General features: G+C 68.2%; 26 protein-coding genes. 8 read left to right on the forward strand and 18 right to left on the reverse strand.

Annotated features, from left to right (window positions below):
• From B840_RS07375 to B840_RS07385, 3 genes are read left to right on the forward strand one after another with little or no spacing between them, the layout of a single operon-like run.
• The gene (locus B840_RS07375) at nucleotides 1–873 is read left to right on the forward strand and encodes a glutamate ABC transporter substrate-binding protein (RefSeq protein ID WP_042621608.1); all 873 of its coding nucleotides are present in this window, start codon (nucleotides 1–3) and stop codon (nucleotides 871–873) included.
• Between the two features lie 23 nt (nucleotides 874–896).
• Nucleotides 897–1,583, forward strand: a complete 687-nt coding sequence (gluC, locus tag B840_RS07380; protein WP_042621609.1) for a glutamate ABC transporter permease GluC — start codon at nucleotides 897–899, stop codon at nucleotides 1,581–1,583.
• Nucleotides 1,583–2,521, forward strand: a complete 939-nt coding sequence (locus tag B840_RS07385; RefSeq protein WP_042621610.1) for an amino acid ABC transporter permease — start codon at nucleotides 1,583–1,585, stop codon at nucleotides 2,519–2,521. The genes gluC and B840_RS07385 overlap by 1 nt, the downstream gene beginning before the upstream one ends.
• Nucleotides 2,522–2,595: 74 nt before the next feature.
• Here B840_RS07385 and recX read toward each other — a convergent pair whose 3' ends face one another.
• The 3 genes from recX to B840_RS07400 all read right to left on the reverse strand — a co-directional run bounded on the left by recX (nucleotide 2,596) and on the right by B840_RS07400 (nucleotide 4,779).
• Nucleotides 2,596–3,174 carry a recombination regulator RecX gene (gene recX / locus B840_RS07390; RefSeq protein ID WP_042621611.1) on the reverse strand — a complete coding sequence of 193 codons (579 nt, stop codon included), beginning with the start codon at nucleotides 3,172–3,174 and terminating at the stop codon, nucleotides 2,596–2,598.
• Nucleotides 3,175–3,183: 9 nt separating this feature from the next.
• Nucleotides 3,184–4,347, reverse strand: coding sequence for a recombinase RecA (recA, locus tag B840_RS07395; protein ID WP_042622611.1), 1,164 nt, complete (start codon nucleotides 4,345–4,347; stop codon nucleotides 3,184–3,186).
• A gap of 216 nt (nucleotides 4,348–4,563) precedes the next feature.
• On the reverse strand, nucleotides 4,564–4,779 hold the full coding sequence (locus tag B840_RS07400) for a DUF3046 domain-containing protein (protein WP_042621612.1): 216 nt from the start codon (nucleotides 4,777–4,779) through the stop codon (nucleotides 4,564–4,566).
• An 80-nt stretch (nucleotides 4,780–4,859) separates the two neighbouring features.
• On the opposite strand from B840_RS07400, the gene B840_RS07405 reads away from it, so the two are divergent.
• Genes B840_RS07405 through B840_RS07415 form a run of 3 tightly spaced genes read left to right on the forward strand, consistent with a single transcriptional unit; the run spans nucleotide 4,860 to nucleotide 6,741 of the window.
• Entirely contained in the window at nucleotides 4,860–5,444 is a 585-nt protein-coding gene (locus B840_RS07405; RefSeq protein WP_042621613.1) for a biotin transporter BioY, read from the forward strand.
• Entirely contained in the window at nucleotides 5,444–6,133 is a 690-nt protein-coding gene (locus B840_RS07410; RefSeq protein ID WP_042621614.1) for an energy-coupling factor ABC transporter ATP-binding protein, read from the forward strand. The genes B840_RS07405 and B840_RS07410 overlap by 1 nt, the downstream gene beginning before the upstream one ends.
• Entirely contained in the window at nucleotides 6,130–6,741 is a 612-nt protein-coding gene (locus tag B840_RS07415) for an energy-coupling factor transporter transmembrane component T family protein (protein ID WP_042621615.1), read from the forward strand. The genes B840_RS07410 and B840_RS07415 overlap by 4 nt, the downstream gene beginning before the upstream one ends.
• 25 nt (nucleotides 6,742–6,766) lie before the next feature.
• Here the strand turns inward: B840_RS07415 and B840_RS07420 are convergent, their stop codons facing one another.
• The 7 genes from B840_RS07420 to pgsA all read right to left on the reverse strand — a co-directional run bounded on the left by B840_RS07420 (nucleotide 6,767) and on the right by pgsA (nucleotide 12,913).
• Entirely contained in the window at nucleotides 6,767–7,798 is a 1,032-nt protein-coding gene (locus B840_RS07420) for an ABC transporter ATP-binding protein (RefSeq protein ID WP_052491124.1), read from the reverse strand.
• Nucleotides 7,795–9,306, reverse strand: coding sequence for an ABC transporter permease (locus tag B840_RS07425; RefSeq protein ID WP_042621616.1), 1,512 nt, complete (start codon nucleotides 9,304–9,306; stop codon nucleotides 7,795–7,797). The genes B840_RS07420 and B840_RS07425 overlap by 4 nt, the downstream gene beginning before the upstream one ends.
• 69 nt (nucleotides 9,307–9,375) lie before the next feature.
• The gene (locus tag B840_RS07430; RefSeq protein WP_042621617.1) at nucleotides 9,376–10,434 is read right to left on the reverse strand and encodes an iron ABC transporter substrate-binding protein; all 1,059 of its coding nucleotides are present in this window, start codon (nucleotides 10,432–10,434) and stop codon (nucleotides 9,376–9,378) included.
• A gap of 214 nt (nucleotides 10,435–10,648) precedes the next feature.
• Nucleotides 10,649–11,482 carry a PspA/IM30 family protein gene (locus tag B840_RS07435; RefSeq protein WP_042621618.1) on the reverse strand — a complete coding sequence of 278 codons (834 nt, stop codon included), beginning with the start codon at nucleotides 11,480–11,482 and terminating at the stop codon, nucleotides 10,649–10,651.
• An 80-nt stretch (nucleotides 11,483–11,562) separates the two neighbouring features.
• Nucleotides 11,563–11,889 (reverse strand): helix-turn-helix domain-containing protein, encoded by a 327-nt coding sequence (locus B840_RS07440; protein WP_042621619.1) that lies wholly within the window; start codon nucleotides 11,887–11,889, stop codon nucleotides 11,563–11,565.
• A gap of 8 nt (nucleotides 11,890–11,897) precedes the next feature.
• Nucleotides 11,898–12,371, reverse strand: coding sequence for a CinA family protein (locus B840_RS07445; protein ID WP_042621620.1), 474 nt, complete (start codon nucleotides 12,369–12,371; stop codon nucleotides 11,898–11,900).
• Nucleotides 12,368–12,913: a CDP-diacylglycerol--glycerol-3-phosphate 3-phosphatidyltransferase gene (pgsA, locus tag B840_RS07450; protein WP_229676605.1), complete on the reverse strand. Its 546-nt coding sequence runs from the start codon at nucleotides 12,911–12,913 to the stop codon at nucleotides 12,368–12,370. The genes B840_RS07445 and pgsA overlap by 4 nt, the downstream gene beginning before the upstream one ends.
• A 44-nt stretch (nucleotides 12,914–12,957) precedes the next feature.
• Here pgsA and B840_RS07455 point away from each other — a divergent pair, with 44 nt between their 5' ends.
• Nucleotides 12,958–13,269 carry a YciI family protein gene (locus tag B840_RS07455; protein WP_042621622.1) on the forward strand — a complete coding sequence of 104 codons (312 nt, stop codon included), beginning with the start codon at nucleotides 12,958–12,960 and terminating at the stop codon, nucleotides 13,267–13,269.
• Here the strand turns inward: B840_RS07455 and B840_RS07460 are convergent, their stop codons facing one another.
• From B840_RS07460 to dapB, 7 genes are all read right to left on the reverse strand, one after another.
• On the reverse strand, nucleotides 13,270–14,364 hold the full coding sequence (locus B840_RS07460) for a TerC family protein (protein ID WP_229676611.1): 1,095 nt from the start codon (nucleotides 14,362–14,364) through the stop codon (nucleotides 13,270–13,272).
• A gap of 243 nt (nucleotides 14,365–14,607) precedes the next feature.
• Entirely contained in the window at nucleotides 14,608–17,487 is a 2,880-nt protein-coding gene (locus tag B840_RS07465) for an FtsK/SpoIIIE family DNA translocase (protein WP_042621624.1), read from the reverse strand.
• Nucleotides 17,488–17,572: 85 nt separating this feature from the next.
• Nucleotides 17,573–18,199, reverse strand: coding sequence for a TIGR03085 family metal-binding protein (locus tag B840_RS07470; RefSeq protein WP_229676604.1), 627 nt, complete (start codon nucleotides 18,197–18,199; stop codon nucleotides 17,573–17,575).
• Nucleotides 18,200–18,243: 44 nt separating this feature from the next.
• Complete coding sequence (locus tag B840_RS07475) at nucleotides 18,244–20,295, reverse strand: ribonuclease J (RefSeq protein WP_042621626.1); 2,052 nt, start codon at nucleotides 20,293–20,295, stop codon at nucleotides 18,244–18,246.
• Between the two features lie 2 nt (nucleotides 20,296–20,297).
• Complete coding sequence (gene dapA, locus B840_RS07480) at nucleotides 20,298–21,206, reverse strand: 4-hydroxy-tetrahydrodipicolinate synthase (RefSeq protein WP_042621627.1); 909 nt, start codon at nucleotides 21,204–21,206, stop codon at nucleotides 20,298–20,300.
• A 42-nt stretch (nucleotides 21,207–21,248) separates the two neighbouring features.
• Entirely contained in the window at nucleotides 21,249–22,007 is a 759-nt protein-coding gene (gene thyX, locus B840_RS07485) for an FAD-dependent thymidylate synthase (RefSeq protein WP_042621628.1), read from the reverse strand.
• Nucleotides 22,008–22,012: 5 nt separating this feature from the next.
• Nucleotides 22,013–22,759 carry a 4-hydroxy-tetrahydrodipicolinate reductase gene (dapB, locus tag B840_RS07490; protein ID WP_042621629.1) on the reverse strand — a complete coding sequence of 249 codons (747 nt, stop codon included), beginning with the start codon at nucleotides 22,757–22,759 and terminating at the stop codon, nucleotides 22,013–22,015.
• Nucleotides 22,760–22,923: 164 nt separating this feature from the next.
• On the opposite strand from dapB, the gene B840_RS07495 reads away from it, so the two are divergent.
• Nucleotides 22,924–23,565, forward strand: coding sequence for an AMIN-like domain-containing (lipo)protein (locus tag B840_RS07495; RefSeq protein WP_042621630.1), 642 nt, complete (start codon nucleotides 22,924–22,926; stop codon nucleotides 23,563–23,565).
• A 94-nt stretch (nucleotides 23,566–23,659) separates the two neighbouring features.
• Here B840_RS07495 and B840_RS07500 read toward each other — a convergent pair whose 3' ends face one another.
• Nucleotides 23,660–25,903, reverse strand: a complete 2,244-nt coding sequence (locus tag B840_RS07500) for a polyribonucleotide nucleotidyltransferase (protein ID WP_042621631.1) — start codon at nucleotides 25,901–25,903, stop codon at nucleotides 23,660–23,662.
• Nucleotides 25,904–26,040 lie beyond the last annotated feature (137 nt).

Consider the following 26,040-nt stretch of genomic DNA (forward strand, 5'->3'; position numbering starts at 1 on the left):
ATGAAGCGCAACATTCTCCGCCTTTCCGCCCTCGCCTCCACCACCGTCCTCGCCGGTGTGACTCTCGCCGCCTGCGGCGACTCCTCCGGCGGCGACGGCATGCTCGCCGCCATCGAGGCCGGCGAGGTGACCGTGGGCACCAAGTACGACCAGCCGGGCCTGGGCCTGCGCAACCCGGACGGCTCGATGTCCGGCCTCGACGTGGACATCGCCGAGTACGTGGTCAACCACATCGCCGAGGAGAACGGCTGGGAGCAGCCCACCATCTCCTGGCGCGAGACCCCTTCGGCCCAGCGCGAGACCCTCATCCAGAACGGCGAGGTCGACCTCATCGCCGCGACCTACTCCATCAACCAGGGCCGCTCCGAGTCGGTCAATTTCGGCGGCCCCTACCTGGTCACCCACCAGGCGCTCCTCGTTCGGGAGGATGAGACCGAGATCTCCGACCTGGAGAGCCTGGACGGCAAGATCCTCTGCTCCGTCACCGGCTCCACCCCGGCCCAGAAGGTCAAGGAGGCGCTGCCCAGCGTCCAGCTCCAGGAGTACGACACCTACTCCTCCTGCGTCGAGGCGCTGCGCCAGGGCAACATCGACGCGATGACCACCGACGCCACCATCCTCCTCGGCTACTCCGCCCAGGCCCCGGGCCAGTTCAAGGTCCTCGAGATGGAGCGGGACGGCGAGCCCTTCACCAACGAGTACTACGGCGTCGGCCTGGCCAAGGATGACGCCGAGGGCACCGACGCCATCAACGCCGCGCTGGACGAGCTGCACGATTCGGGCGAGTTCGACACCCTCGTGCAGCAGAACCTCGGCGGTGACGAGGCAGTGTCCCCGGGCACCCCGGGCGACCTGTCCTTCCTCGACAACTAACCGCCTGACAGGGAGAGACCCCCATGAGCACATTATGGGCCGACCTGGGGCCCCGGCTGTGGCCCGCCTTCTGGTTGACCATCCAGCTGACGATCTACTCCGCCATCGGCTCGATGATCCTCGGCACCATCCTCACCGCCATGAGGGTCTCCCCGGTCGGGATCCTGCGGGGCATCGCCACGTTCTACATCAACACGGTGCGCAACACACCGCTGACCCTCATCATCATCTTCTGCTCCTTCGGCCTGTACCAGAACCTGGGTCTGGAACTCGCCGACCGTTCGTCGTCGACCTTCCTGGTGGACAACAACTTCCGCCTCGCCGTGCTCGGCTTCGTGGTGTACACCTCGGCGTTCGTGTCCGAGTCCCTGCGCTCGGGCATCAACACCGTGCACTTCGGCCAGGCGGAGGCCGCCCGCTCCCTGGGCCTGACCTTCAGCCAGACCTTCGGCAGCATCATCTTCCCGCAGGCCGTGCGCGCCGCCATCGTCCCGCTCGGCAACACCCTCATCGCCCTGACGAAGAACACCACCATCGCCTCCGCGATCGGTGTCGCCGAAGCTTCCCTGCTCATGAAGTCCACCATCGAGATCCACGCCAACATGCTGTTCGTCGTGTTCGGCATCTTCGCCCTCGGCTTCATGATCCTGACCCTGCCCACCGGCCTGGCCCTCGGCCGGCTGTCCAACCAGATGGCGGTGAGGAAATAATGGCCGTACGCGCGACAGTGCTCTACGACGCCCCCGGTCCCCGCGGGCGACGCATCAACTCCCTCCTCACCATCCTCGCCGCGGCGGTCACCCTGCTGGCCGTCGGCTGGATCGGGTGGACCCTGAACAACAACGGCCAGCTCACCGCCGCGAAGTGGACCCCGTTCCTCGATTCGCAGACCTGGCAGACCTACATTCTGCCTGGCCTGTGGGGCACCCTGCGCTCGGCCTTCGTGTCCATCATCCTGGCGATGGTCCTCGGTGTCCTGCTGGGGTTGGGCCGCCTGTCCGAGCTGGCGTGGCTGCGCTGGATCTGCGCCGTCATCGTCGAGTTCTTCCGCGCCATCCCGGTGCTGCTGCTGATGATCTTCGCCTACCAGCTCTTCGCGGTGTACAACATGGTCCCCCCGCGGCAGCTCGCCTTCGCGGCGGTGGTCTTCGGCCTCACCATGTACAACGGTTCAGTCGTCGCGGAGATCCTGCGCTCGGGCATCAAGTCGCTGCCGAAGGGACAGACCGAGGCGGCCCGCGCGCTCGGGCTCTCCCACCAGCAGACCATGCGGACGATCCTCCTGCCCCAGGCGATCGCCGCGATGCTCCCGGCACTCATCGCCCAGATGGTCATCGCGCTGAAGGATTCTGCACTCGGCTACCAGATCGGTTACGTCGAGGTCGTCCGCTCCGGCATCCAGTCCGCGTCCGTCAACCAGAACTTCCTGGCGTCGCTGACCGTGGTCGCGATGATCATGATCCTCATCAACTGGGCGCTGACGTCCCTGGCGCAGCGCGTCGAACGCCAGCTGCGTGCCGGACGGGCCCGCCGCAACATCCTGGCCAAGGTCCCCGAGATGCCGGACCAGGGCCTGGAGACCAAGGACAACGTCAACGTCGACTGGCACGACCCGGATTACGTCGAGATCAAGAACCCCGGGCAGTAGGGCCCCGGACAGCACTGGACCGCCGCACCCCTCGGGTGCGGCGGTCCTCCCCTGCCGCGGGTTGCTCCGGGGTTTTATCCGTCCAGCTCCGCCAGGCGGCCGTCGAGGGCCTCGCGGGCGATCCGCAGACTCATGCCCTGCTGGAAACCGCGGCGCGCCAGCACCCCGACAATGCGGCGCAGCGCTTTGTCGGTTTCCGCCCGGTCGGCCGGCACCTCCCGGATTCCCCTTGCCTTCTTCTCCGCCAGGGCCCGGGCGGTGGCCTCCTCGTCGGCGGCGCCGATCTGCCCGAGCGCGCCGGCCCTCGTGGCGTCGTCGACACCCTTGTCGCGAAGTTCCCGGTCCAGCACCCGGGCGGATTTGCCGCGGCGCGCGTGACGCTGCCGGACCCATTCGTGGGCGAAGTCGGCGTCGTTGACGAGGTTGACGGCAGCCAGATCGTCGAGCACGTCGTCGACAACCACCGGTTCGAATTCCGCGTCGATGAGGCGGCCACGGAGTTCGTGCCGCGAACGTGCCCGGGCGTCGAGCAGCCCGAGCGCGCGCTTGCGGACGGCAGCCTTAGCTTCCTCCGCCTCCCGGTCCAGCTGCCCCGGGGTGAACTCGGCGATCGCCTGCTTCAGCTGGGCGATCTTCTGGTCCTGGCTACGCATGCTGTCCTCCTACTCGGCGGCGCCTGCCACGAGCCCGGTCTCCGCCCCGGCCTTTTCTCCGTCTGCGTCCTCGTCGTCGTCGAAGTCGACGTCGACGTTGGGGAGCATGTCGACCGGATCATCGCTGAGGGTGTCGTCCACGGCCGCGGCCTCCGGGCCGATGCCGAGCTTGAGGAAGATCTTCCGCTCGATCTCGTCCGCCAGCTCCGGCGTCTCCTTGAGCAGCAGGCGGGCCTTCTCCTTGCCCTGACCGAGCTGGTCCCCCTCGTAGGTGAACCAGGAGCCCGACTTCTTCACGATGCCGTTCTCCACACCCATGTCGATGATGGAGGACTCGCGCGAAATGCCCTCGCCGTACATGATGTCGAACTCGGCGATCTTGAACGGCGGGGACACCTTGTTCTTGACCACCTTGACGCGGGTGCGGTTACCGATGGCGTCCTGGCCGTCCTTCAAGGTCTGGATGCGGCGCACGTCCAGGCGGATGGAGGCGTAGAACTTGAGGGCCTTGCCGCCGGTCGTGGTCTCCGGGGAGCCGAACATGACGCCGATCTTCTCGCGCAGCTGGTTGATGAAGATCGCGGTGGTGCCGGAGGTGTGCAGCGCGCCGGTCATCTTGCGCAGGGCCTGGCTCATGAGGCGGGCCTGCAGGCCGACGTGGCTGTCACCCATCTCGCCCTCGATCTCCGCCTTCGGGGTCAGCGCCGCGACGGAGTCGATGACGAGGATGTCGATGGCGCCGGAACGCACCAGCATGTCGGCGATCTCCAGCGCCTGCTCGCCGGTGTCCGGCTGGGAGACCAGCAGGTTGTCGGTGTCCACGCCGAGCTTCTTGGCGTAGTCGGGGTCCAGCGCGTGCTCTGCGTCAATGAACGCGGCGATACCGCCGGCCTTCTGCGCCTGGGCGATGGCGTGCAGCGCGACGGTGGTCTTGCCGGAGGATTCCGGGCCGTAGATTTCGACCACCCGGCCGCGCGGGAAACCGCCGATGCCCAGGGCTACGTCAATCGCCGTGTTACCGGAGGAGATGACCTGGATCGGCGGCCGGTTCTCGTCGCCGAGGCGCATGACTGCGCCCTTGCCGTAGTCCTTCTCGATCATCGCCAGCGCGGCGTCGAGCGCCTTCTGCCGGTCGTCGCCCTTAGCGGAGGTGGCCTTCTTCTTGGTTGCCATGGTGGTGTTTCCTTCTGTCGGGTGGTCGTCGGTGACGTCGGTGGGTTGCTCGTGTGTGAAAGTGTCCACACCCTCTTGGACTCCGGCAGCCCGCGTCAGGTTCCCGGAACCGGGAGGGTCAACCTCCCGCGCAATTTCTGGCCCCACAGTATCCACAGGCCGGGACACAATGTTCGTCGAGTTCGAACATACACGCACATCTGTTCGAAGGCAACGTCAGTGCTCGCCCATGTCGCGCCCGAGTCGGCGCCCCTCCGGAACATCGAAGTCGTCGCACAGTTCCAACCAGACCTGGCGCAGGTCAGCCCCATCGTCGAGAAGCTCCCCGGGCGTGCGCCCACTGGAGGCCAGGACGTGGGAATGGACGAGAAACCGAGCCTGGGGCCGCCCGAACTCGTCCTCGAGGAGCTGATGGAATTCCGTCAGTCGCATGCCAGCATGATACCGGCAGAGTTGTCCACAGCACTCCCCCACCCCTGACTGAACGCCGTTCAATGATAACGTGATCCACTATGACAACCACCGCGTCCCGCACCTCGCGGTCCTCGATCCAGGACCTGGCCTACATCGCCGTATTCGCCGCGCTGATCATCGTGCTGGCCTTCGTCTCCATCCCGGTCGGCGCGGCCGGCGTGCCCGTCGTCCTCCAGAACGCGGCCATCGTCCTCGCCGGCCTCGTTCTCGGCGGCCGCCGCGGTTTCCTCGCCGCCGCGCTCTTCCTGTTCCTCGGCCTCATCGGACTGCCCGTGCTGGCCGGCGGCCGCACCACCCTCGCGGCCCTGGCCGGACCCACCGTCGGCTACCTCGTCGGCTACCTCGTCTCCGCCGGCGCCGCCGGGCTGATCGCCTACCGCGCGCCGGCCCGCAACAGGCGGGTGCAGGCAGTGTGGTTCAGCGCCGCCGCCGCCGTCGGCCTGGCGCTCCAGTACCTCTGCGGCGCCCTCGGCCTCGTCTGGCGCGCCGGCCTGAGTCTCGCCGAGGCGGTCGTCGCACAGGGCGCCTTCCTCATCCCGGACGCCGCCAAGTTCGCCGTCATGGTCGTCATCGCCCTCGGCATCCACGCCGCGTTCCCGGACCTGCTCTCCCGGCGGAAATAATGCCCGCCGTCACCTTCGACGACGTCTCCGTCCTCTTCGACGGGGACAGCTCGCCCACCCTGGACCGGATCAACCTCGAACTGACGGAGCACCGCATCGGCATCATCGGTTCCAACGGTTCCGGCAAATCCACCCTCGCCCGCCTCATCAACGGCCTGGGTTCCGCCACCTCCGGGCGGGTGCGCGTGGACGGGCGCGACGTGGACAAGCACGGCCGCGAGATCCGCAGACGTGTCGGCTTCGTCTTCTCCGACGCCGAGAACCAGATCGTCATGCCCCAGGTGCGCGACGACGTCGCCTTCTCGCTGCGCCGCCTGAAACTTCCCCGCCTCGAACGGGACGCGCGTATCGACGCCGCCCTCGACCGCTTCGGTCTCACCGGCCTCGCCGACGCCTCCCCCCACACCCTGTCCGGCGGCCAGAAGCAGCTGCTGGCGCTCGCCGCGGTCCTGGTCATGGAACCCGCGCTGATCATCGCCGACGAGCCGACCACACTGCTTGACCTGCGCAACCGCGCCCGCATCGCCCGCGAATTCGCCCGCCTGGAGCAGCAGCTCATCGTGGTCACCCACGACCTGGAGATCCTCGAGGGTTTCGACCGGGTGATCTGCCTCGACAACGGCCGCGTTGTCGCCGACGGGGCGCCCCGCGAGGTGTGCGAGCGCTACCGCGCCCTGATGCTGGCATGAGGAACATCCCGCTCGGCGTCTATCTTCCCGGCCGCACCCTCATCCACCGCGCCCCCGCGGGCGGTAAGTTCCTGGCGCTCCTCGCCTTCATCCTGGCGTCCACCGTCCTCGTGGACACCCCCCTCGCCGCCGCCGGATGGCTGGGCGCGGTGGCGGCGGGTTACGCGGCCGCGCGCGTGCCGCTGCGGACCGCCGTCGGACAGACCGCCCCGGTACTGCCCGTCCTCCTGGTGCTCGGCGCCTTCCAGTGGTGGCAGCGCGGCCTCGACTTCGCGTTGACCACGGTCATCGTGCTGCTGGCTTCGGTGGCCGCCGCGGCGCTGCTCACTCTGACCACCACGATCTCCGAACTCATGGGGGCCATCGAGAAGGGGTTGTCCCCCTTCGGACGTTTCGGGTTGCCCGTGGAGACCATCTCCCTGGCGGTCTCGCTGACCATCCGACTCATCCCCCTCCAGCTGGCGACGGTCACCGAGGTGCTGGCGGCCCGGAAGGCCAGGGGCGCGGGATTCTCCGTCACGGCCTTCGGCACACCCGTCCTCATCCGCTCCATCCGCCGCGCCCGACTCCTGGCCGAGGCCCTCATCGCCCGTGGCGTGGCGGACTGACCCTGGTTCCACGGGCCGCGGCGGTTCATCCGAGCGGAACGGCCGGAAGGTCGGCCGCAACCGAGGCCACCACCGCCTGGCCGGACGTGAAACGCGGGGATCCCAGCTCCCGGGCGAACAGGAGCCCGGCACGGGTGTCCTCCGTGGCTGCGCCGAGCCGGTCCTGCGGCGCCAGCCGCAACCCGCGCGCGGGCCGGAGCTGGTAGAGCGTGGAATGGCCGAAGAACTCCACGTGGACCACCTCCGCGTCGAAGGAGAGCCGGGCAGCTGGTCCGACCGCGGGCGCGGCGGGCGTGAGGGTGATCTGCTCGGGGCGCAGCACCCGGCCGTCCTCGAGGATTGCGCAGGTCCCCAGGAAATTCGCCACCCAGGCATGGGTCGGATGCGCGTACAACTCCGCGGGGCTGCCCGACTGCGCCACCTCCCCCGCGCGGAGGACGGCGACGAGGTCCGCCATCGACAGCGCCTCGTCCTGGTCATGGGTCACGATCACCGCCGCGGTGCCTGCCTCCCGCAGGATCGCGGCCACATCCCGGCGCAGGCGTGTGCGCAGCGCCGCGTCGAGGGCGGCGAAGGGTTCGTCGAGGAGCACGAGGTCCGGGGCGGGCGCCAACGCGCGGGCCAGGGCCACACGCTGGGCCTGGCCGCCGGAGACCTGGGAGGACCTGCGGTCCGCCAGCGCCGTGACGTCGACCAGCTCCATCAACTCCGCCACCCGTGCGCGGCGCCGGGCGGCGGGGACGTGCCTGATGCCGAACGCGATGTTGTCCGCGATGGTCAGATGCGGGAACAGCGCCGCCTCCTGCGGGACCAGCCCCACCCGGCGCTTCTCCGGCGCGAGGGCGGTGACCTCCCGCCCGGCCAGACTGACGGTCCCGGACGTCGCCGGCAGGAGTCCCGCGATCACCCGCAGCAACGTTGTCTTCCCGCAGCCGCTCGGACCGAGCACCGCCAGGAGTTCTCCGTCGGGCAGGTCGAGGGAGATCTCGCGGAGCACCGGCGTCGACCGGCGGCCGTACGTCGCGCTGAGGCCGCGGACGGAGAGGTCGGGGGTCATCGGGGTTGTCCTTCCGGGGAACGCGCCAGGGCGAGGGCGGGAATGGTCGCCGCGGCGATGAGCAGTAGGGCGTACGGGGCCGCCGCGCCGTATGCCTGGATGTCGGTGAGCTGCCACAGGCGGGTGGCCAGGGTGTCGGTGCCGATGGGACGCATCATCAGGGTGGCGGGAAGCTCCTTCATGATGGTCACCGCCACGATGAGGGCGCCGGCGGTGATGCCCGGCCAGGCGATCTTCGCGGTCACCTCGGCCCACACCTGGCGGGGGCTGCGCCCGAGCGTGCGCGCGACGTCCTCGTAGGAGGTGGGAACCTGGGCGATGGCCGAGCGGGCCGATCCCATTGCCTTGGGCACGAACATGATTCCGTAGGCGATGACCAGCAGAGTCGTGGTCTGGTACAGGCCCGGGGCGAAGGCCAGGGCAAAGTAGACCATGGACAGGCCGATGACGATGCCCGGCAGCCCGTGGCCCAGGAACGTGACGGTCTCCAGGCTGCCGACGACGCGGCCGCGGTGCCGGGCGGCGAGGATGCTGATGGGCAGCGCCATCACGGTGGCGATGAACGCCCCGCCGAAACCCAGGGCGAGGGTGGCCCCCGCGGCACGGAACATCCGCGCCCATTCGACCTCGTTCTCCGCGACGCTGAGTCCGAGGCGCAGGAGGAAGGCCGTCAGCGGCACCATCACCGCGGCGATGAAGACGGCGGCCAGGGCGGCGCTGACGGCGGCGCGTGCCCAGCCGGGCAGCACGATCGGCGCATTGGCGTCGTCCCCGGTCCGCGTGGTGACGACGGGCCGGCGCACGATCCGCTCGCCGACCACGGCGACGAGCGCCATGGCCACCAGAATCACCGAGAGCACCACTGCCAGCGAGCGGTTGAAGCTCCCCGAGAAGGCCTGCTGCACCGCGGTGGTGAGCGTGGAGTAGCGCATGATCGCCACCACGCCGAATTCCGCGATGGAGTAGAGGGCGACCAGCAGGGCCCCCGCCCCGGCGGCCGGGGCGATCTGCGGCAGCGTCATCGTGGCGAAACTACGGACCGGCCCGTATCCGAGCGTGCGTGCCACGTGCTCGTAGGAGCGGTCTGCCCGGCGGAACGCCGCCGCGGCGGGGAGGGTGACGTAGGGGGTGGTGGCCAGCACCAGAACGAGCCACGACCCGGTGAATCCGCGCAGCGGCGTGAGGTCCACCCAGGCGATTCCCGCGACGTAGGAGGGCACGGCCAGGGGCAGGGTGGCCGCCAGCCACCACAGCTTCTCTCCCCCGAGGCGCAGCCGCGTGATGGCGAAGGCGGTGGACACCCCGAGGACCAGCGCGCTGGCGGTCACCGCCAGGGTGAGTTTGAGGGTGTTGAGCACCTGGATCCAGGTGCCGGGCCGTGAGAAGGCCCGCGCGACGGCCTCCGGCGGGGCGTCGACAAGCTCCCTGAGCAGGAAGGCGAGCGGAGTGGCCACCGCAGCGGCGGCGAGCAGCGCCGGAAACACCACTGCGGGTGAGGGCTGTCGCACGGGCGGGTCCTTCTGGTTTCGGAGCGAAGAGCGGGGCCGGGCCGCAGACGTGGAGGCCCCGCGTCGGGTCTAGTTGACCGTCAGACCGACCTCGTCGATGAGCGCGGCCGTCTCATCGACGCTCGACAGGTCCGACAGGTCGAAGTCCGGGTTGGCGTCGGCGTCGAACGCCGGCACGCCCTCCGGACCTTCTGCGCCCTTGAGGAGAGGATACTCGTACGTCTCCCCGGCGAAGTACGCCTGCCCCTCCTCGGAGAGCAGGAACCGGATGAACTCGAGCGCCTGCGGGTCCTGGGCGTCCTGCTTCAGCATGCCGGCCCCGGTGACGTTGACCAGTGCCGCGAGGTCCCCCGGCTGGCCGAACTTGAGCTGTGCGCGCATGTTCTCCGGACCCACCTCAGCGGCGGACTGGTACCAGTAGTAGTGGTTGATCAGGCCCAGGTCGACTTCGCCGGAGTTGACCGCCTGGAGGATGTCGCCGTTCTTCTGGTAGGTCTTGACGCCGTTGTCCTTGAGCTTCTGCAGGAAATCGCGGGCGGCGTCCTCCCCCTCGGACACCCGGATCGCGGTGACGAAGGACAGGAAGGAGGCGTTGCCCGGGGCGATCGCGATCTCGCCGGCCCACTTCGGGTCGACCATCTCCGCCAGAGTGTCGGGGGCTTCCTCCCCGGTGACCTCTTCCCCGTCGTAGGCGACGACGCGCGCACGGCCGGTGAGGCCGACCCAGTGGCCGTCGTCGGAGTTGAACGCGGACGGCACCTGGTCGAGGACGTCGCCGGGCAGCTCGACGAGCATGCCTTCCTCCGCCACCAGGCCCAGAGCGCCCGCCTCCTGGGAGAGGAAGACCTCCGCCGGGGTGTTGTCCCCCTCGGTGAGCAGCAGCTGGGCCTGTTCGGAGGTGCTGCCGTAGCGCACCTCGGTCGTGATGCCGGTGGTGTCCTCGAACTTCTCGATCAGCGGCGCGATGAGGCTTTCGTCGCGGCCGGAGTAGATCACCAGGGTGTCGTCGGACGCGGCGCCGTTCGTGGTCGAGGCCTCCTCCGAGGTGTCGTCCGTGCAGGCGGTGAGACCGGCGACGACGCCCGCCGAGGCGACAGCGGCCAGGGCCATCCGGGTGAAAGAGCGCATGTGTTGATCCTCCGTGGGGGTGCGGGTCCGCCGCGGGAGGCGGCGGCGTGGAGGCCGGGTGGCCCCCTTAACAAAACAAGGCAAGGTTAGCCTTATCTGACTATTAAGGTCAATGCTTTCCATCATCGTCCCCCAACGAAAAATTCCCGGACCGTAGCGGGCTACGGTCCGGGACAACCCGGGCGGGAACATCCGCCCGCGGTGGAGGGTGAGGCTACTCGCCGCGCAGCTCCCGCATGCGCTGCGCCACCGCGTCATCGGTGACGTTGCCGGCGCCGCCCGCGCCGCCTTCAAGGGCCTTGTCGGCCGCCGGGGAAGCCAGCTCGTGGCTGCCCTGCATCTCGGCGCGGATCTGCTCCAGGCGGGAGTGGCCGGCCATCTGGATGCCGGCGTGCTGCACCTCCGCCATGCGGCCTTCGACGGAGTTCTGCGCCAGCTCGGCCTGGCCGAGGGCGTTGGAGTAACGGCGCTCGATCTTCTCGCGCACCTGATCCAGGTTCGGGGTGGATCCCGCGGTGATCGAGTTCATCGACTGCAGGGACTCGGAGACCTTCTCCTGCATCTTGGCCTGCTCCAGCTGGGAGAGCAGCTTGGTGCGCTCGGCGACCTTCTGCTGCAGTGCCATGGAGTTGCGCTCGACCGCCTGCTTGGCCTGGGCGGCCTGCTGCAGAGCCTGATCGTGCAACTGCTTCGTGTCCTCCACGGACTGCTCCGCGGTGACCAGCTGGGCGGCGAAGGCCTCGGCGGCGTTCTCGTACTCGAGGGCCTTCTTCTCGTCGCCCTCCGAGCGCGCCTTGTCGGCGAGCTGGAGTGCCTGGCGGGTGTTGGCCTGGAGCTTCTCGATCTCACCGAGACGGCGGTTCAGCTGCATCTCCAGCTGACGCTGGTTGCCGATGACCGCGGCCGCCTGCTGGGACAGCTCCTGGTGCTGACGCTGCGCATCCTCGATGGCCTGCTGAATCTGCACCTTCGGATCGGCGTTCTCCTCGATCTTCGAGTCGAACAGCGCCATGAGGTACTTCCATGCCTTTACGAAGGGGTTAGCCATGTCGGATCGGGCCTTCCTAGTTTTTGTTCAACGTTAACGTCACCATGGTAGCCGACAGGGCCGGGTCCCGTCGGCCGCCGTTAAGCGTGGAGGGATTCCGTCGCGAGTTCCTCCGCCACGGACTGCAGCGCCATGGAACCGGCGGCTTCGATGAGGACATCCGCCACGGAGGTGCCCAGCGCATGGCATACCGAGGCCAGCAGTTCGGAGGAGACCTCCTTGCGGCCTCGTTCCAGCTCGGAGAGGTAGCCCGGGGAGACCCGGGCGGATTCTGCCAGTTCGCGCAGAGTGATGCCCTGGTCCGCCCGGAACGAGCGGAGGGCAGCACCGAGTGCCTCCCGGAGCAGAAGTTCAGGTGCACGGCGGGTGGAAAGGATCGGGGTATCTATGACAGCGGTAGTAACCATTACTCCTTCTAACGACCCGGCAGCGCGGTTTGTTCCACCCTGGTTAACAACCCGTTCAACGCCTCTTCGACCGCGGCCTCGCGAATGTCTCGCCGGGTTCCCCTGAGATTCAGCTTCCGCGTCTCGACGCCGCCCTCCCCCGCGTAACCGATCCAGACCTCGCCGACCGGGTGCCCGTCCTGTTGTTCCGGTCCGGCCACGCCGGTCAGGGACACACCCCAGTCGGCGAGGCACACCTCCCGGGCGCCTTCCGCCATTTCGGCCGCCACCTCCGCGGACACCGGGCCGTGGGTCCGCAGCGCGTGGGCGGAGACACCTGCCAGCAGCCCCTTGAGGTCCGTGGCGTAGGTGATCAGGCCGCCACGCAGCACGTGGGAGGCGCCGGGAGTGTCGGCGAGGGTGGCGGCGGCGAGGCCCGCGGTCAGCGACTCGCAGAAGGCGACGGTGAGGCCGCGGCGCCGCAGCGCCTCGACCAGGTTCACGCCTGCCTCCGGGAATCAATGAGGTACTGCACACCCGTCCACACGGTCACCGCCACGGCGGTGAGCATCACCAGGTAATTGGGCAGATCCATCCACGCCGGCAGCGGTATAAGGTACAGGCCCACGGCCACGGCCTGCAGCGTCGTCTTGACCTTGCCGCCCTTGGAGGCCGGCACCACCAGGCCGCGGCGCAGCATGTACATCCGCCAGATGGTGATCCCGAACTCGCGCACCAGGATCACCACGGTGATCCACACCGGCAGCTCGCCGATGAGGTTCAGTCCAACCAGCGCGGCGGTCATGAGCGCCTTGTCCGCGATGGGGTCGGCGATCTTGCCGAAGTCGGTCACCAGGTTGCGCGCCCGGGCGATGTCGCCGTCGAGCTTGTCGGTGATCATCAGGGCGACGAACACCCCGAACGCCCACCACATGTGTCCGCCGAGCAGCAGCCAGAGGAACAGGGGTATGACCAGGATGCGCAGACTCGTCAACACGTTGGGGAGGTTGAAGTTGCTGGGCTTCGCGGGCGTCGGTGCAGTCACGCCCCACACCCTACCCCTCCGGGACGGGAGTAGAATTTCTCAGTATGAAATACTTTGCCGTCCACTACCAGTACGCCGACGAGTCACCCGAGATCGTCGCCCTGCGCCCCGTGCACCGTGAGTGGCTGGCCGCCCTCGGCGCAGCGGACCAGCTCGTCGGCTCGGGCCCCTACACCGACGGGCAGGGAGGTGCGCTGATCATCATCCGCCTCCCGGAGACCGCCACCGTCAGCGACGCGGAGGAGCTCATGGACGAGGACCCTTTCTCCCGGGAGAAGGCCCTCGAAGGCCGCAGCATCCGGGAATGGAACCCCGTCCTGAACGTGTTCCGCTCCCCGGATGAGGACTTGAACTAGCTAGTCCCGTTTCCTGTCGGGCCCGCTCCACTTCGTGGAGCCCCCGCGTGCCTCCGCCGGACCGTCGGGCAGCTCCGCATTGTCGGCGGCGAACTTCTCCTCCTCCGACAGCTCGTGGTACTCCTGCCCGGTGCTGACCCGGGTGTCGACGGCGCCCTGCGCCTTGTCGTAGTAGTTGCGCCAGATCGACGCCAGGACCGTGACCACGAGGATTCCCACGATCACCACCAGCGAACCTTCTGTCGGGATCTCCGGCACCGTCACGTTCTCGCCGGCGTTGATGAAGGGCAGGTTGTTCTCGTGCAGGGCGTGGAGCAGCAGCTTCACGCCGATGAACGCCAGGATGAGGCCCAGGCCGTAAGGCAGGTACACCAGACGGTCGAGCAGGCCGTCCAGGAGGAAGTACATCTGGCGCAGTCCCATGAGGGAGAACGCGTTGGTGGTGAACACCAGGTAGGACTCCGTGGTGATGCCGTAGATGGCCGGGATGGAGTCGAACGCGAACATCACGTCCACCAGGCCGATCGCCACCAGCGCCACGAACAGCGGGGTCAGCGCGAACTTGCCGTGGAAGCGGGTGGTCAGCTTGTCGCCGTCATACCCCGGGGTGACGTGCACGACCTTGCGCAGCCACTTGATCACCTTCATCTCGTTCGGGTCCGTCTCCGGGGCGTCGGTGATCTCGTCCCACAGCAGCTTGACCGCCGTCCACAGGAGGAAGATCGCGAAGAGGTAGAAGACGTCCGACCAGGCGGAGATGATGGCCGCGCCCAGGAGGATGAAGATCAGTCGGAAGACCAGCGCCAGCACGATGCCGATGAGCAGCACCTTCTGCTGGTATTTGCGCGGGATCTTGAAGGCGCCCATGATGAGCGCGAAGACGAAGAGGTTGTCCACGCTCAGCGCCTTCTCCGTCACGTAGCCGGTGAAGTACTCGACGCCGTGCTGGTGGTCCCACATGACGTACACGAAGACGCCGAACAGGAGCGCGAGGCCGACGTAGAACGTCGTCCACAGCGCGGATTCCCTGATGGTGGGTTCGTGCGGGGTGCGCACGTGGCTGTAGAAATCAAAGATGAAGAATCCGAGGATCATCACGATGGTGGCGATCCAGATCCACAAAGGAACGGTCAAGGTCCCTGCCTCCGGTCTGTTCTGGGTAAATGAATGACCGGAGGTCTCCCCCGCCCGCAGTGTGTGCGGGCCGGCACATCCGGGCCCGAAGGCCGTGCTGACGGTGTGTGCCGATTATGGGGTACTCCCCTCCATGACAGGTGAGACTATACACGCCCCGCCCGGCCGGCAGAACCACTCGACGCCTGCCCCGGATTCAGCCGGTCAGAACGCCCCCGAGGACGGGTTGTAGGTCGCCTGGACGACCCGGGTGTCGTTCTCCCCGGCCTCCTCAGGGACGTCCTGCTCTTCCCAGCCAGCCTCCTTGGGGGCGTCGGCAGGGTCGGCGCCCTTGATCATCCAGAGGATGGTGTCGAGCTCGTCCGGCTTGACCAGGACGTCGCGGGCCTTGGACCCCTCGGAGGGGCCCACGACCCCGCGGGTCTCCATGAGGTCCATGAGACGGCCGGCCTTGGCGAAGCCGATGCGCAGCTTGCGCTGCAGCATCGAGGTCGAACCGAGCTGGGAGGTGACCACGAGCTCGACGGCCTCGAGGAGGTCGTCCATGTCCTTGCCGATGTCGTCGTCGATCTCCTTCTTCGCGTCGGAGACCTTGTCGTCGGTCACGCCCTCGGTGTAGTTCGGCTGGGCCTGGAGCTTGGCGGCCTCCACGACGGCGGAGACCTCTTCATCGGTGACGAAGGCGCCCTGCAGGCGCTGGGGTTTGCCGGCGCCCTGGGGGATGAACAGGGCGTCGCCCATGCCGATGAGCTTCTCCGCGCCCGACTGGTCGAGGATCACCCGGGAGTCGGTGAGTGAGGAGGTGGCGAAGGCCAGCCGGGACGGGACGTTGGTCTTGATCAGGCCGGTGACCACGTCGACCGAGGGGCGCTGGGTGGCCAGGACGAGGTGGATGCCGGCGGCGCGCGCCTTCTGGGTGATCCGGACGATGGACTCCTCGATCTCCTTCGGCGCGGTCATCATGAGGTCGGCGAGCTCGTCGACGACGCAGATGATGAACGGGTACGGGCGGTACTCCCGCTGCGAGCCCGCCGGAGCGGTGACCTCGCCGGACCTGACCTTGCGGTTGTAGTCCTTGATGTGGCGCACGCGCGCGGACTTCATGTCCATGTAGCGCTGCTCCATCTCCTCCACGAGCCACTGCAACGCGGCCGCGGCCTTCTTCGGCTGGGTGATGATGGGGGTGATCAGGTGCGGGATGCCCTCATAGGGGGTCAGCTCGACCATCTTCGGGTCGACCAGGATGAGGCGGACCTCTTCCGGGGTGGCGCGCGTGAGCAGAGAGACGAGCAGGGAGTTGATGAACGCGGACTTGCCGGAGCCGGTGGAGCCGGCGACGAGCAGGTGCGGCATCTTCTGCACGGAGTGGGAGACGAAGTCGCCCTCGATGTCCTTGCCCAGGCCGATGAGCATGGAGTCGTGGTTTCCGCGGGTGGCGGGCGCGTTGAGGACGTCGGCCAGCCGGACCATCTCGCGGTCGAGGTTGGGCACCTCGATGCCGACCAGGGACTTGCCCGGGATCGGGGTGAGCAGGCGGATGTTGTCCGTCGCCACGGCGTACGCCAGGTTGGACTGGAGGTTGGTGATCTTCGAGACCTTCACTCCCGGCCCCAGCTCCACCTCGTAGCGGGTGACGGTCGGGCCGCGGGAGAAGCCGGTGACGGTGGCGTCCACGTTGAACTCGCCGAAGACGTCGGTGATCGCCTCGATCATCCGGTCGTTGGCCTCGGTGCGGGTCTTGGGCCGGTCACCGTCGATGAGCAGGTCAGTGCTCGGCAGCCGGTAGTCCGTGCTGGTCTCCGGCTGGCGCGGCGCCGGGGCCGGATCGTCGGCCAGCTCGGATTTCGGGGTGGCCGCGGGGACGGCGGCGGCGTCGATGCCCGAACGCGCGACGATGGCCTGCCGGATGGCCTCGCGCGACTGCGCGACAGCGTCCCCTGCGTCTTCCCCGGCAGCCGCCGCGTCGGGCTGAACGGCCGGGAATTCGTCGGTGTCCGGGGCGCCGCGCTTGACGGGGGTGTCGAAGAGCGTGTGCTGGGTGTCGTGCTCGAACTCGTCGGCGTGGTCGGGTTCCGCCGGGTAATTGTCCAGCGGCGTGCTTCTCGACGCCCGCGGGAGCTCCCGCTTCCTCGGCGCCGGCCGCACCGCCGGGCGGGGCGCCCGCTGGCGGCCCTCCGCGAGATCCTCGATGTCGTCGTGGACGTGGCCGTAGAGGTCGTCGCCGTCGTCGTCCACGGTGTGGTCGCCGGGCCGGCGGATGTCCCCGATCAGTTCACGGGCGTAATCGAAGGCCTGCCGGGTGGTGATGCCGGTGACCTTGAGCGCGCCGTAGACGATGATGAGGATGAGCAGCGGAATTGCTACGTAGGAGCTGAATCCTGCGGCGAGCGTGCCGCCGGTCCACGCCCCCAGGGCGCCGCCGGCCGTTCCGCGGCCCGCCCAGTCGGCCGGGTTGCCGGCGAGAACGTGGACGAGGCCGAGCATCGACACGACGATGAGCGCAGTGCCTGCGGCGATGCGCGGCCGGTCGCCCGGGGCGTTGCTCACGCCCAGCATGAGGGCGATGGCCAGGCCCACGAGAGCCACGGGGAGGATGAGCGCTCCGGCGCCGATGACCAGGTGCGCGGCGTGGGAGATCGCGGCGCCCACCGGACCCGCGATGTCCAGCCACACTGATGCGCCGAGCACGGCGGCCAGGCCGATGAGCGCCAGTGCGACTCCGTCCATGTCCGCGCCGGGGCGGGCTTCGTCGTCGGTGCGTGCGTCCTTGTCGATGATGACGGTCTTCTCCGGCTCCTTGTTCTTGGTGTCGTGGTCGGGGTTGCTTCTGCCCGCTCCCCGGGTGAGGTTGCCCATCCCTCGGGCGGTGGCTCCGAAGATGGAACTGATCCCGTCGCTGACGGCGCGGAAAGCGCTGCCGGTCCTCTCCTCGGAGGTTTCGGCGGCGCGGAACGCGGACGTCGGCGCGGCCGAAGCCTTCGGGCTCCGGGACCGGGACGTGCCCGCGGGCCGGGTGCGGTCAGCCTTCCGCCCCCCGTGAGGGGAGCGCTTGGTGGAGCGTGGCGCCGAGCTTCGTACAGACATGGCTCCCACTGTAGTAGTTCAGGCCACACTATTCACATCAGCCACACCGGACACGGGCAGGATACCTGCCTCAGTAAGCTCAAGGTTACAGACTTGACCTTACGGCGTCATCGGGATTTCCCTCCATGGTCAGCTCGACGACGTCCCGGCCGAACACCCACAGGAGCAGCTCCCCCACGTCGCCGGTGACGCTGAGTACGCCCTCCCCGTCGAGGCTGACCCCCCGCTTGTCGGCGGCGACGATCCGTGGGAAACCCGTGGGGTGGAGGATCACGGGAACCGTGCTGTTTTTGAGGAACCTGGGGGCGGAAGACGAGAGCGCCCGGTAGAGCTGCTCCTCCACCGCCCGGCTGAGATCACGGGGGCGGGCGACCCCGTCGCCGCGCCGGACGTCCTCGTGGTGGATGAAGTGTTCCGCCGTGTTCATGAGCGGATCGATGTACCTCACCGGGTTGAACCTGCCCGGGCCCGCCGCCCAGTCGCGGACCAGCTCCGGGTAATCCCGCTCCCCCGCCTTCGCGCTGGCCTTCGCCAGCTGGCCGGCCAACGGCGGCGCGAACATTCCGGCGGCCGCCAACGGGTTGTGCTCCCGGAGGTAGAGATGCACCGCCATGTCGCGGGTGTCCCACCCCTCGCAGAGGGTGGGCGCATCGGGGCCGAGCTGGATGAGCAGATCGGCGAGGCGGGCGCGTTCAGCTGAGGAAAAAGACATGCACCCCAGCATAATGAATGCCGGGGTGCACGGTAGATCAGGAACTACAGCGACGGACGCGCGGAGACCTTGACCTGGTCGTCGTCGATGGCCTGGTCCATGTCGGAGCTCATCGGCACGACGGTCGGCAGGATCACCGGCTCGCGGCGCCACTTCTGCTCGACGAAGCGGGCGACGCGGCGGCGCAGCTGCTGCACCATCCGGTAGGGGTTGTTCTCCCCCTCGGCCGCGAGGTCGTTCATCACGTTCTCTGCCAGCTCGCGGACCTCCGGCATCATCGCCTTGGCGTCATCGGAGAAGCCGCGGGTCTCCACCGTCGGGGACTCCATGAGACGCCCGGTGCGGTTGTCGATGACGGCGGTGATGGAGATCAGGCCGCCGGAGGCCAGGCTGGTGCGGTCGGCGAGGATGTCCGCGTCGACGTCGCCCATGGTGGTGCCGTCGACGTAGAGGTTGCCCACCGGGATCTGCCCGACGACCTTGGCACGGCCGTCGACCAGGTCGACCACGACGCCGTTCTGCGCCAGCACAACGTTGTTCCGGTCGACGCCGGTGGAGATGGCCAGTTCCTTGTTGGCGCGCAGGTGGCGCCACTCGCCGTGCACCGGCATGGCGTTCTTCGGACGGGCCGCGTTGTAGAGGAACAGCAGCTCCCCGGCGTAACCATGGCCGGAGGTGTGCACCTTGGCGTCGGCGCCGGTGACGACGGTCGCGCCGATCTGGGAGAGCATGTTGATGACGCCGTAGATCGCTTCCTCGTTGCCCGGGATGAGGGAGGAGGAGAGGATGATCATGTCGCCCTCGCGGACGGTGATCTGGCGGTGCTCGCGGCGGGCCATGCGGGACAGGGCCGCCATCGGCTCGCCCTGGGTGCCCGTGGTGATGAGCAGGACCTTGTGCGGTGCCAGCTTCGAGGCGTCGTCCATCGACACGATGGTGCCGCGGGGGGCCTTGAGGTAGCCCATCTTCTCGGCGATCTCCATGTTGCGGATCATCGATCGGCCGTTGAACGCGACCTTGCGGCCGTTGGCCACCGCCGCGTCGATGGCGGCCTGCACCCGGTAGACGTTGGAGGCGAAGGAAGCGAAGATCACGCGCTGGTTGGCCTCGCCGATCAGGCGCTTGAGGGTCGGGATGATCTCCGACTCGGACGCCGAGACACCGGGGGTGGTGGCGTTGGTGGAGTCGCAGAGCATCAGGTCGACGCCCTCGTCGCCGAAGCGGGACAGGGCCGGCAGGTCGGTGGGGCGGCCGCTCGGCGGACGCTGGTCGAGCTTGATGTCGCCGGTGTGGATGACCAGGCCGGCGCCGGTCTTGATGGCCAGGCCGAGGCAGTCCGGGATGGAGTGGTCGACGTTCCAGAAGCGGATGTTGAACGGGCCGCGGTTCTCGTCGGACTTGTCGTTGACCTCGATCATCTTGGGGCGCAGGCGGTGTTCCTTGCACTTGGCCGCGATGAGCGCGAGGGTGAAGCGGGAAGCCAGGATCGGGATGTCCGCGCGCAGCTTGAGCAGCCACGGGATGGCGCCGATGTGGTCCTCGTGCGCGTGGGTGACCACGAGAGCGTCGATGCGGTCGAGGTGGTCCTCGATCGGGCCGAAGTCCGGCAGGATCAGGTCGACGCCCGGCTCGCCCGAGGAGGGGAAGAGCACGCCGCAGTCGACGATGAGCAGACGGTTGTTGTACTCGAAGACCGTCATGTTGCGGCCGATCTCGGAGATGCCGCCGAGAGCGTAGATGCGCAGGCCGTTGTTGGGCGCCTTCGGCGGGGCCGGCAGGCGCTTGGTCAGGTCGGCGCCCTGCATGGACTTGACCACGTTACGACGGCCGCGGCCGCCTTCCTGGCCGCCCTGACCCTGGCCGCCCTGGTTCTGACGGCCCTGGCCGCCACGGCCCCGGCCGTTTCCGCCCCGGGAGCGGCCGGAGCTGCGGTTGGTGGTGGGGGCGTCTTCTGCGGCCTTCTCGGCGGCAGGTGCCTGGGACCCCTTCGTCTCCGGTGTCGGAGCCTGGAAGACCGGCGATTCAGTCGAGCTGTCGGTCTCCGGCGGACCCGCCTTGCGGGTGACCTTGCGGGGACGATTTCGGGATTCAGTCATATTTAAAGGACTCCAGCCTTTTCCATGTCACGGCGGAGGCCCTCGATCTCCTGCTCGTCGGGAGCGACGACAGGCAGACGCGGGTCCCCCACCTCAATGCCCTGCAGTCGCAGAGCAGCTTTGGCCATGCTGGCACCACCCAGGCGGGCCTGGGCGGCGATCAGCGGTGAAAGAACGGTGGCGTTGATTTCCCGCGCACGGGCGAGGTCGCCTTCCTCGAAACTTGTGTACAGCTCACGCAAGGCGCGCGGTGCGGCGTGGCCGACCACGGAGATGAACCCCGAGGCGCCGATCGACAACCACGGGATGTTCAGCGGATCATCGCCCGAGTAGTAGGCGAGACCGGTCTCGTGCATGAGCAGTGCAGACTCCGCCATGTTACCCTTCGCGTCCTTAACCGCAAGAATATTCGGGATCTCCGCGAGTCGGCGGAGGGTTTCCGGTGCGATAGGGATGGAGGAACGCGGCGGAATGTCGTAGAGACAGATCGGGAGGTCGGTGGCTTCCGCGACAACCGAGAAGTGCTGGAAAAGCCCTTCCTGGCTGGGCTTAGAGTAGTACGGGGTGACCACGAGGAGCGCGTCTGCGCCGGCCTCGGCGGATGCCCGCGCAAGCTCGACAGAGGCCGCGGTGTTGTTGGTGCCGGCACCCGCGATGATCTTCGCGCGGTCGCCCACCTCCTCCTTCACGGCCCTGATCAGGGCTATCTTCTCTTCCGTGGTCGTCGTCGGGGACTCACCGGTGGTGCCCGCGAGCACCAGGGAGTCGAGTCCGTTGTCGACGAGGTGCGCGGCGAGACGACGGCCGGTCTCCGTATCGAGGGCGCCGTCGCGGTCGAAGGGGGTGACCATGGCGACACAGACGGTTCCGAAGTGCTCGGCCCCGTTCTTCACTGCCAAACCTGTACTCATGGTGGTCAAGGTTACCTGCTTACCTTTCCTCTGGGGGAATCTCTAGAATTCTGTGGCGTAGGGGCTGACGGCCATTTCGGTGCCGTCGGAGAGCCGGGAGATCTGGAAGTCCGCGAACAGCACCGGGGACTGCTCCACCAGCAGCCGCAGGCAGGCGACCGCGAGGGCGCGGATCTCCACGTCGGCGTGCTCGGTGGCGCGTGCCCCGATGAAGTGCCGCCAGGCGCGGTAGTTGCCGGTGACGACGATGCGGGATTCGGTGGCGTTGGGCAGCACGCTGCGCGCGGCCTGGCGGGCCTGTTTCTTGCGCAGCAGCGCGTTGGGCTCGTCGGAGAGCCTTTCCTCGAGGGCGTCGAGAAGCTCCTGGTAGACGAAGCGTGATTCGTCGACCGCCCGCAACATCAGCTCGGACAGCTGCGGGTCGTCGGCGATGAGCTTGGGCAGCACCACCTCGGCCTCGTTGGTGTGGACGAAACGCTGGGAGAGCTGGGAGAAGCTGAAGTGCCGATGGCGGACCAGCTCATGGGTGGCGGAGCGGGAGATGCCGCGGATGTAGAGCGTCGCGGTGGCGTGCTCGAGAAGCGCGGTGTGCCCGACCTCCATGATGTGGCGGAGGTAGGCGTCGTTCGCCGCGGTGCGCGGGTTGGGCTTGCCGAAGGATTCGTAGCAGGCGCGGCCCGCGAACTCGACGAGCGCCTCCGCGTCGGTGGCGGTGGCGTCGGCGGCCCAGTCCACCCCGGGGGGCGGGGTGAAGCGGGTGGCCGCGATCAGCTGGACCTGGAGCTCGACAGGTTTCGCCACGGTACTCAGACCCCGAGGTAGCCGTCGAGTCCCACGGTCAGGCCGTCGTGGCCGGCCACCTCGCGCACGCCGAGGAGCACGCCGGGCACGAAGGAGGTGCGGTCGTAGGAGTCCTGGCGGATGGTCAGGGTCTGCCCCTGGGAGCCGAAGATGATGTCCTCGTGCGCGACCATGCCGGTCATGCGGATGCCGTGGACGCGGACGCCGTCGACGTCAGCGCCGCGGGCGCCCTCGAGGGTCTGATCGGTGGCGTCCGGGATGGGGCCCAGGCCTGCCTCCCGGCGTGCCTGGGCGATGCCCTGCGCGGTGTGGATGGCGGTGCCGGACGGCGCGTCCAGCTTGTGGGGGTGGTGGTACTCGACGACCTCGGCGGAGTCGAAGAACTTCGCCGCCTGCTTGGCGAAGGCCATGGCCAGAACGGCGGACACGGCGAAGTTGGGGGCGATGAGCACATTGCCCGCACCTTCCGCGGCGCACCACTGGCGGACCTGCGCGAGGCGCTCCTCGTCGAAGCCGGTGGTGCCCACCACGGCGTTGATGCCGTTGGCGACACAGAACTCCAGGTTGCCCATCACCACGCCCGGGGTGGTGAAGTCAACGACGACCTCCGCTCCGGCGTCGACGAGCGTCTGCAGGTCGTCGCCCTGATCGACCTGGGCCACCAGCTCGAGGTCGTCCGCGGCGTTGACGCCGTCGCACACCGCCGATCCGACACGCCCCTGAGCGCCGAGCACTCCCACCTTGATGGCCATGGTTCCTCCTGTGTTGTCCGCTGCCGTTGTCCGGTGTACCAGTCTAGGCCCACGCCCCCGGAGAAACCCCACGGCACTCCCGCCGGGCCGCCGCAAATCTCGACGAGGCAACGTTTCGGCCATAACCGGTGACAGGTTCCGGTTATGACACCTACCCTGAAGGCATGACCGCTTATCGACGCCCCCTCGTCCCCGCCGTCCTGACCGCCGCGGCACTGCTGCTCGTCGCCTGCGGCGACGGCGCCGGCTCCGGCGGCTCGGGCGGTTCCGGCACGACGGGAGGCGACCCCGCACCCGGGCGGACCACCGTGACGTCCACCGCGGTTTCCACTGCCTCCCCCTCCCCCGCCTCGGCCACGGACCGCCCGCTGGGCAGCCCGGACCTGGCGCCGAAGATTCAGGAGCGGTGGTCCGAGAACCCCGTCCTGGTCTCCGGGATCCGGACGGGACGCCACGAGGGTTTCGACCGCGTGGTCTTCGACCTGACCGAGGGGGACGATCCGGGCTGGCGCATCGACTACGTCGACGAACCCATGCAGCAGGCCTCCGGCCTCCCCGTCGAGGTGGCGGGCGATGCCTACCTGCACGTGATGATCACCAACACCACCTACCCCTTCGAACTCGGGATCGAGGATCCCCTTCCGCCCGGCAACTTCCCCGGTGCAGGCGTGGTCGAGGAAATCGCGTACACCAGCGTCTTCGAGGGTTACTCCGAGGTCTATCTCGGCGTGACGGAGGAACTGCCCTATTCGGTGTCCGTGCTGCAGGACCCGAAACGGCTGGTCATCGACGTCAAGCACAACTGATTCCCCCCCCTCACCTGCCGGCGGGCGGGCAACGGCGGACGCCCCGGCCGCCACGTGGAAGAACGTGGCGGCCGGGGCGTCGTGAAGCGGGTGTCTAGCCCTCGACCGGGGTGAGGGAGATCTTGCCGCGGTTGTCGATGTCGGCGATCTCGACCTGGATCTTGTCGCCGACGTTGATCACGTCCTCGACCTTCTCGACGCGCTGGTCGCCGCCGAGGTTGGAGATGTGGATCAGGCCGTCACGGCCCGGGGTCAGGGAGACGAACGCGCCGAACGCGACGGTCTTGACCACGGTGCCCAGGAACCGCTCGCCGACCTTGGGCAGCTGCGGGTTCGCCAGGGAGTTGATCTTCTCCAGGGCGGCGTCTACGGACTCGCCGGAGGTGGCGGAGACGTGGACGGTGCCGTCGTCCTCGATGGAGACCTGTGCGCCGGTCTCCTCCGTGATGGCGTTGATCGTCTTGCCCTTCGGGCCGATGAGCTCGCCGATCTTGGAGACGGGGATCTTCACGCTGGTGATCTTCGGCGCGAGCGCGGACATCTCGTCCGGGCTGTCGATGACCTCGGCCATCGTCTTGAGGATCTCGGTGCGGGCCTCCTTGGCCTGCTCGAGGGCGTCGGTGAGCACCTGCGACGGGATGCCGTCGAGCTTGGTGTCCAGCTGCAGGGCGGTGATGAACTGGGAGGTGCCGGCGACCTTGAAGTCCATGTCGCCGAAAGCGTCCTCCGCGCCCAGGATGTCGGTGAGGGCGACGTACTTGGTCTCGCCGTCGACCTCGTCGGAGACCAGGCCCATGGCGATGCCCGCGACCGGGGCGCGCAGCGGCACGCCCGCGTTGTACATCGACAGGGTTGCCGCACACACGGAGCCCATGGAGGTGGAGCCGTTGGAGCCCAGCGCCTCCGACACCTGGCGGATCGCGTACGGGAAATCCTCGCGGGAGGGGATCACCGGCAGGAGCGCACGCTCTGCGAGCGCGCCGTGTCCGATCTCGCGGCGCTTCGGGGAACCGACGCGGCCCGTCTCGCCGGTGGAGTACGGCGGGAAGTTGTAGTGGTGGATGTAGCGCTTGGAGGTCTCCGGGGACAGCGAGTCGATCTGCTGCTCCATCTTGAGCATGTCCAGGGTGGTCACGCCGAGGATCTGGGTCTCACCGCGCTCGAAGAGGGAGGAACCGTGCGCGCGCGGGATCAGCTCGACCTCGACGCCGAGGTCGCGGATGTCGGCGACGCCGCGGCCGTCGATACGGAAGCCCTCGGTGAGGATCTTGGTGCGCACGATCTGCTTCATCAGCGCGTTGAAGGCGGCACGGATCTGCTTGGAGGCGTCGTCGGTGTTGAACGTGCCGAGCAGGGACTGCTCGATCTCGACCATGTAGTCGTTGGTCGCGTCCTCGCGCTCCTGCTTGCCCTTGACGGACATCAGGTCGGCGAGCTTGCGGCCCGCCTTCTTCTCCACGGCCGAGTAGACCTCGTCGGAGTAGGCCGGGAACAGCGGGAACTCGCGGCGCTCCTTGGCTGCGCGCTCGGCCAGGCCGGCCTGCGCCTTGCACAGCAGGGCGATGAACGGCTTGGCCGCCTCGAGTCCCTCGGACACGGTGGACTCGGTCGGGGCCGGGGAGCCGTCCTTGATGCGCTCGAGAGTGTTCTCACCGGCGGCCGCCTCGACCATCATGATCGCGACGTCTTCGCCCTTGTTGCGGCCCTTCTTGCGGTCCACGATGCGGCCGGCGACGACCATCTCGAAGACGCTCTTGTCGCGCTGCTCGTGCGTCGGGAAAGCGACCCACTGGCCCTTCGGGTGCTTGTCGTCGGCGACCAGCGCCATGCGGACGCCGCCGACGGCGCCGGACACCGGCAGGCCGGAGAGCTGGGTGGCGGCGGAGGCGCCGTTGATGGCGACGACGTCGTAGTAGTCCTCGGGATTCTGGGAGAGGACGGTGATGACGACCTGGACCTCGTTGCGCAGCCCCTTGACGAAGGTCGGGCGCAGCGGGCGGTCGATCAGGCGGCAGGCGAGGATCGCGTCGGTCGACGGGCGGCCCTCGCGGCGGAAGAAGGAACCGGGGATGCGGCCGGCGGCGTACATCCGCTCCTCGACGTCCACCGTCAGCGGGAAGAAGTCGAGGCCTTCACGCGGCTGGTTGGACGCAGTGACCGTCGCCAGCAGCATGTTGTCGTCATCCAGGAAAGTGGTGACGGATCCGCCGGCCTGGCGTGCCAGCTGGCCGGTCTCGAATCGGATGGTGCGGGTACCGAAGTCCCCGTTGTCGATGGTGACGGCTGCCTCGGTGGTGCCGAAATCCTCGTCCACGTGAAATGCCACGGGATTGTTCATGTATCTCCTCGAAAAAAATGTTTGGCGATCGTCGATGCCGCCAGAAAGCGCTGTCTTTGATACAACGAAGGTCTATTCTACCAGGCATGGTCATGCTGGTCATATGGTGCTTGATCACACTGGTGCTCCGCACCCTC

Source organism: Corynebacterium marinum DSM 44953 (assembly GCF_000835165.1).
GTDB lineage: Bacteria > Actinomycetota > Actinomycetes > Mycobacteriales > Mycobacteriaceae > Corynebacterium > Corynebacterium marinum.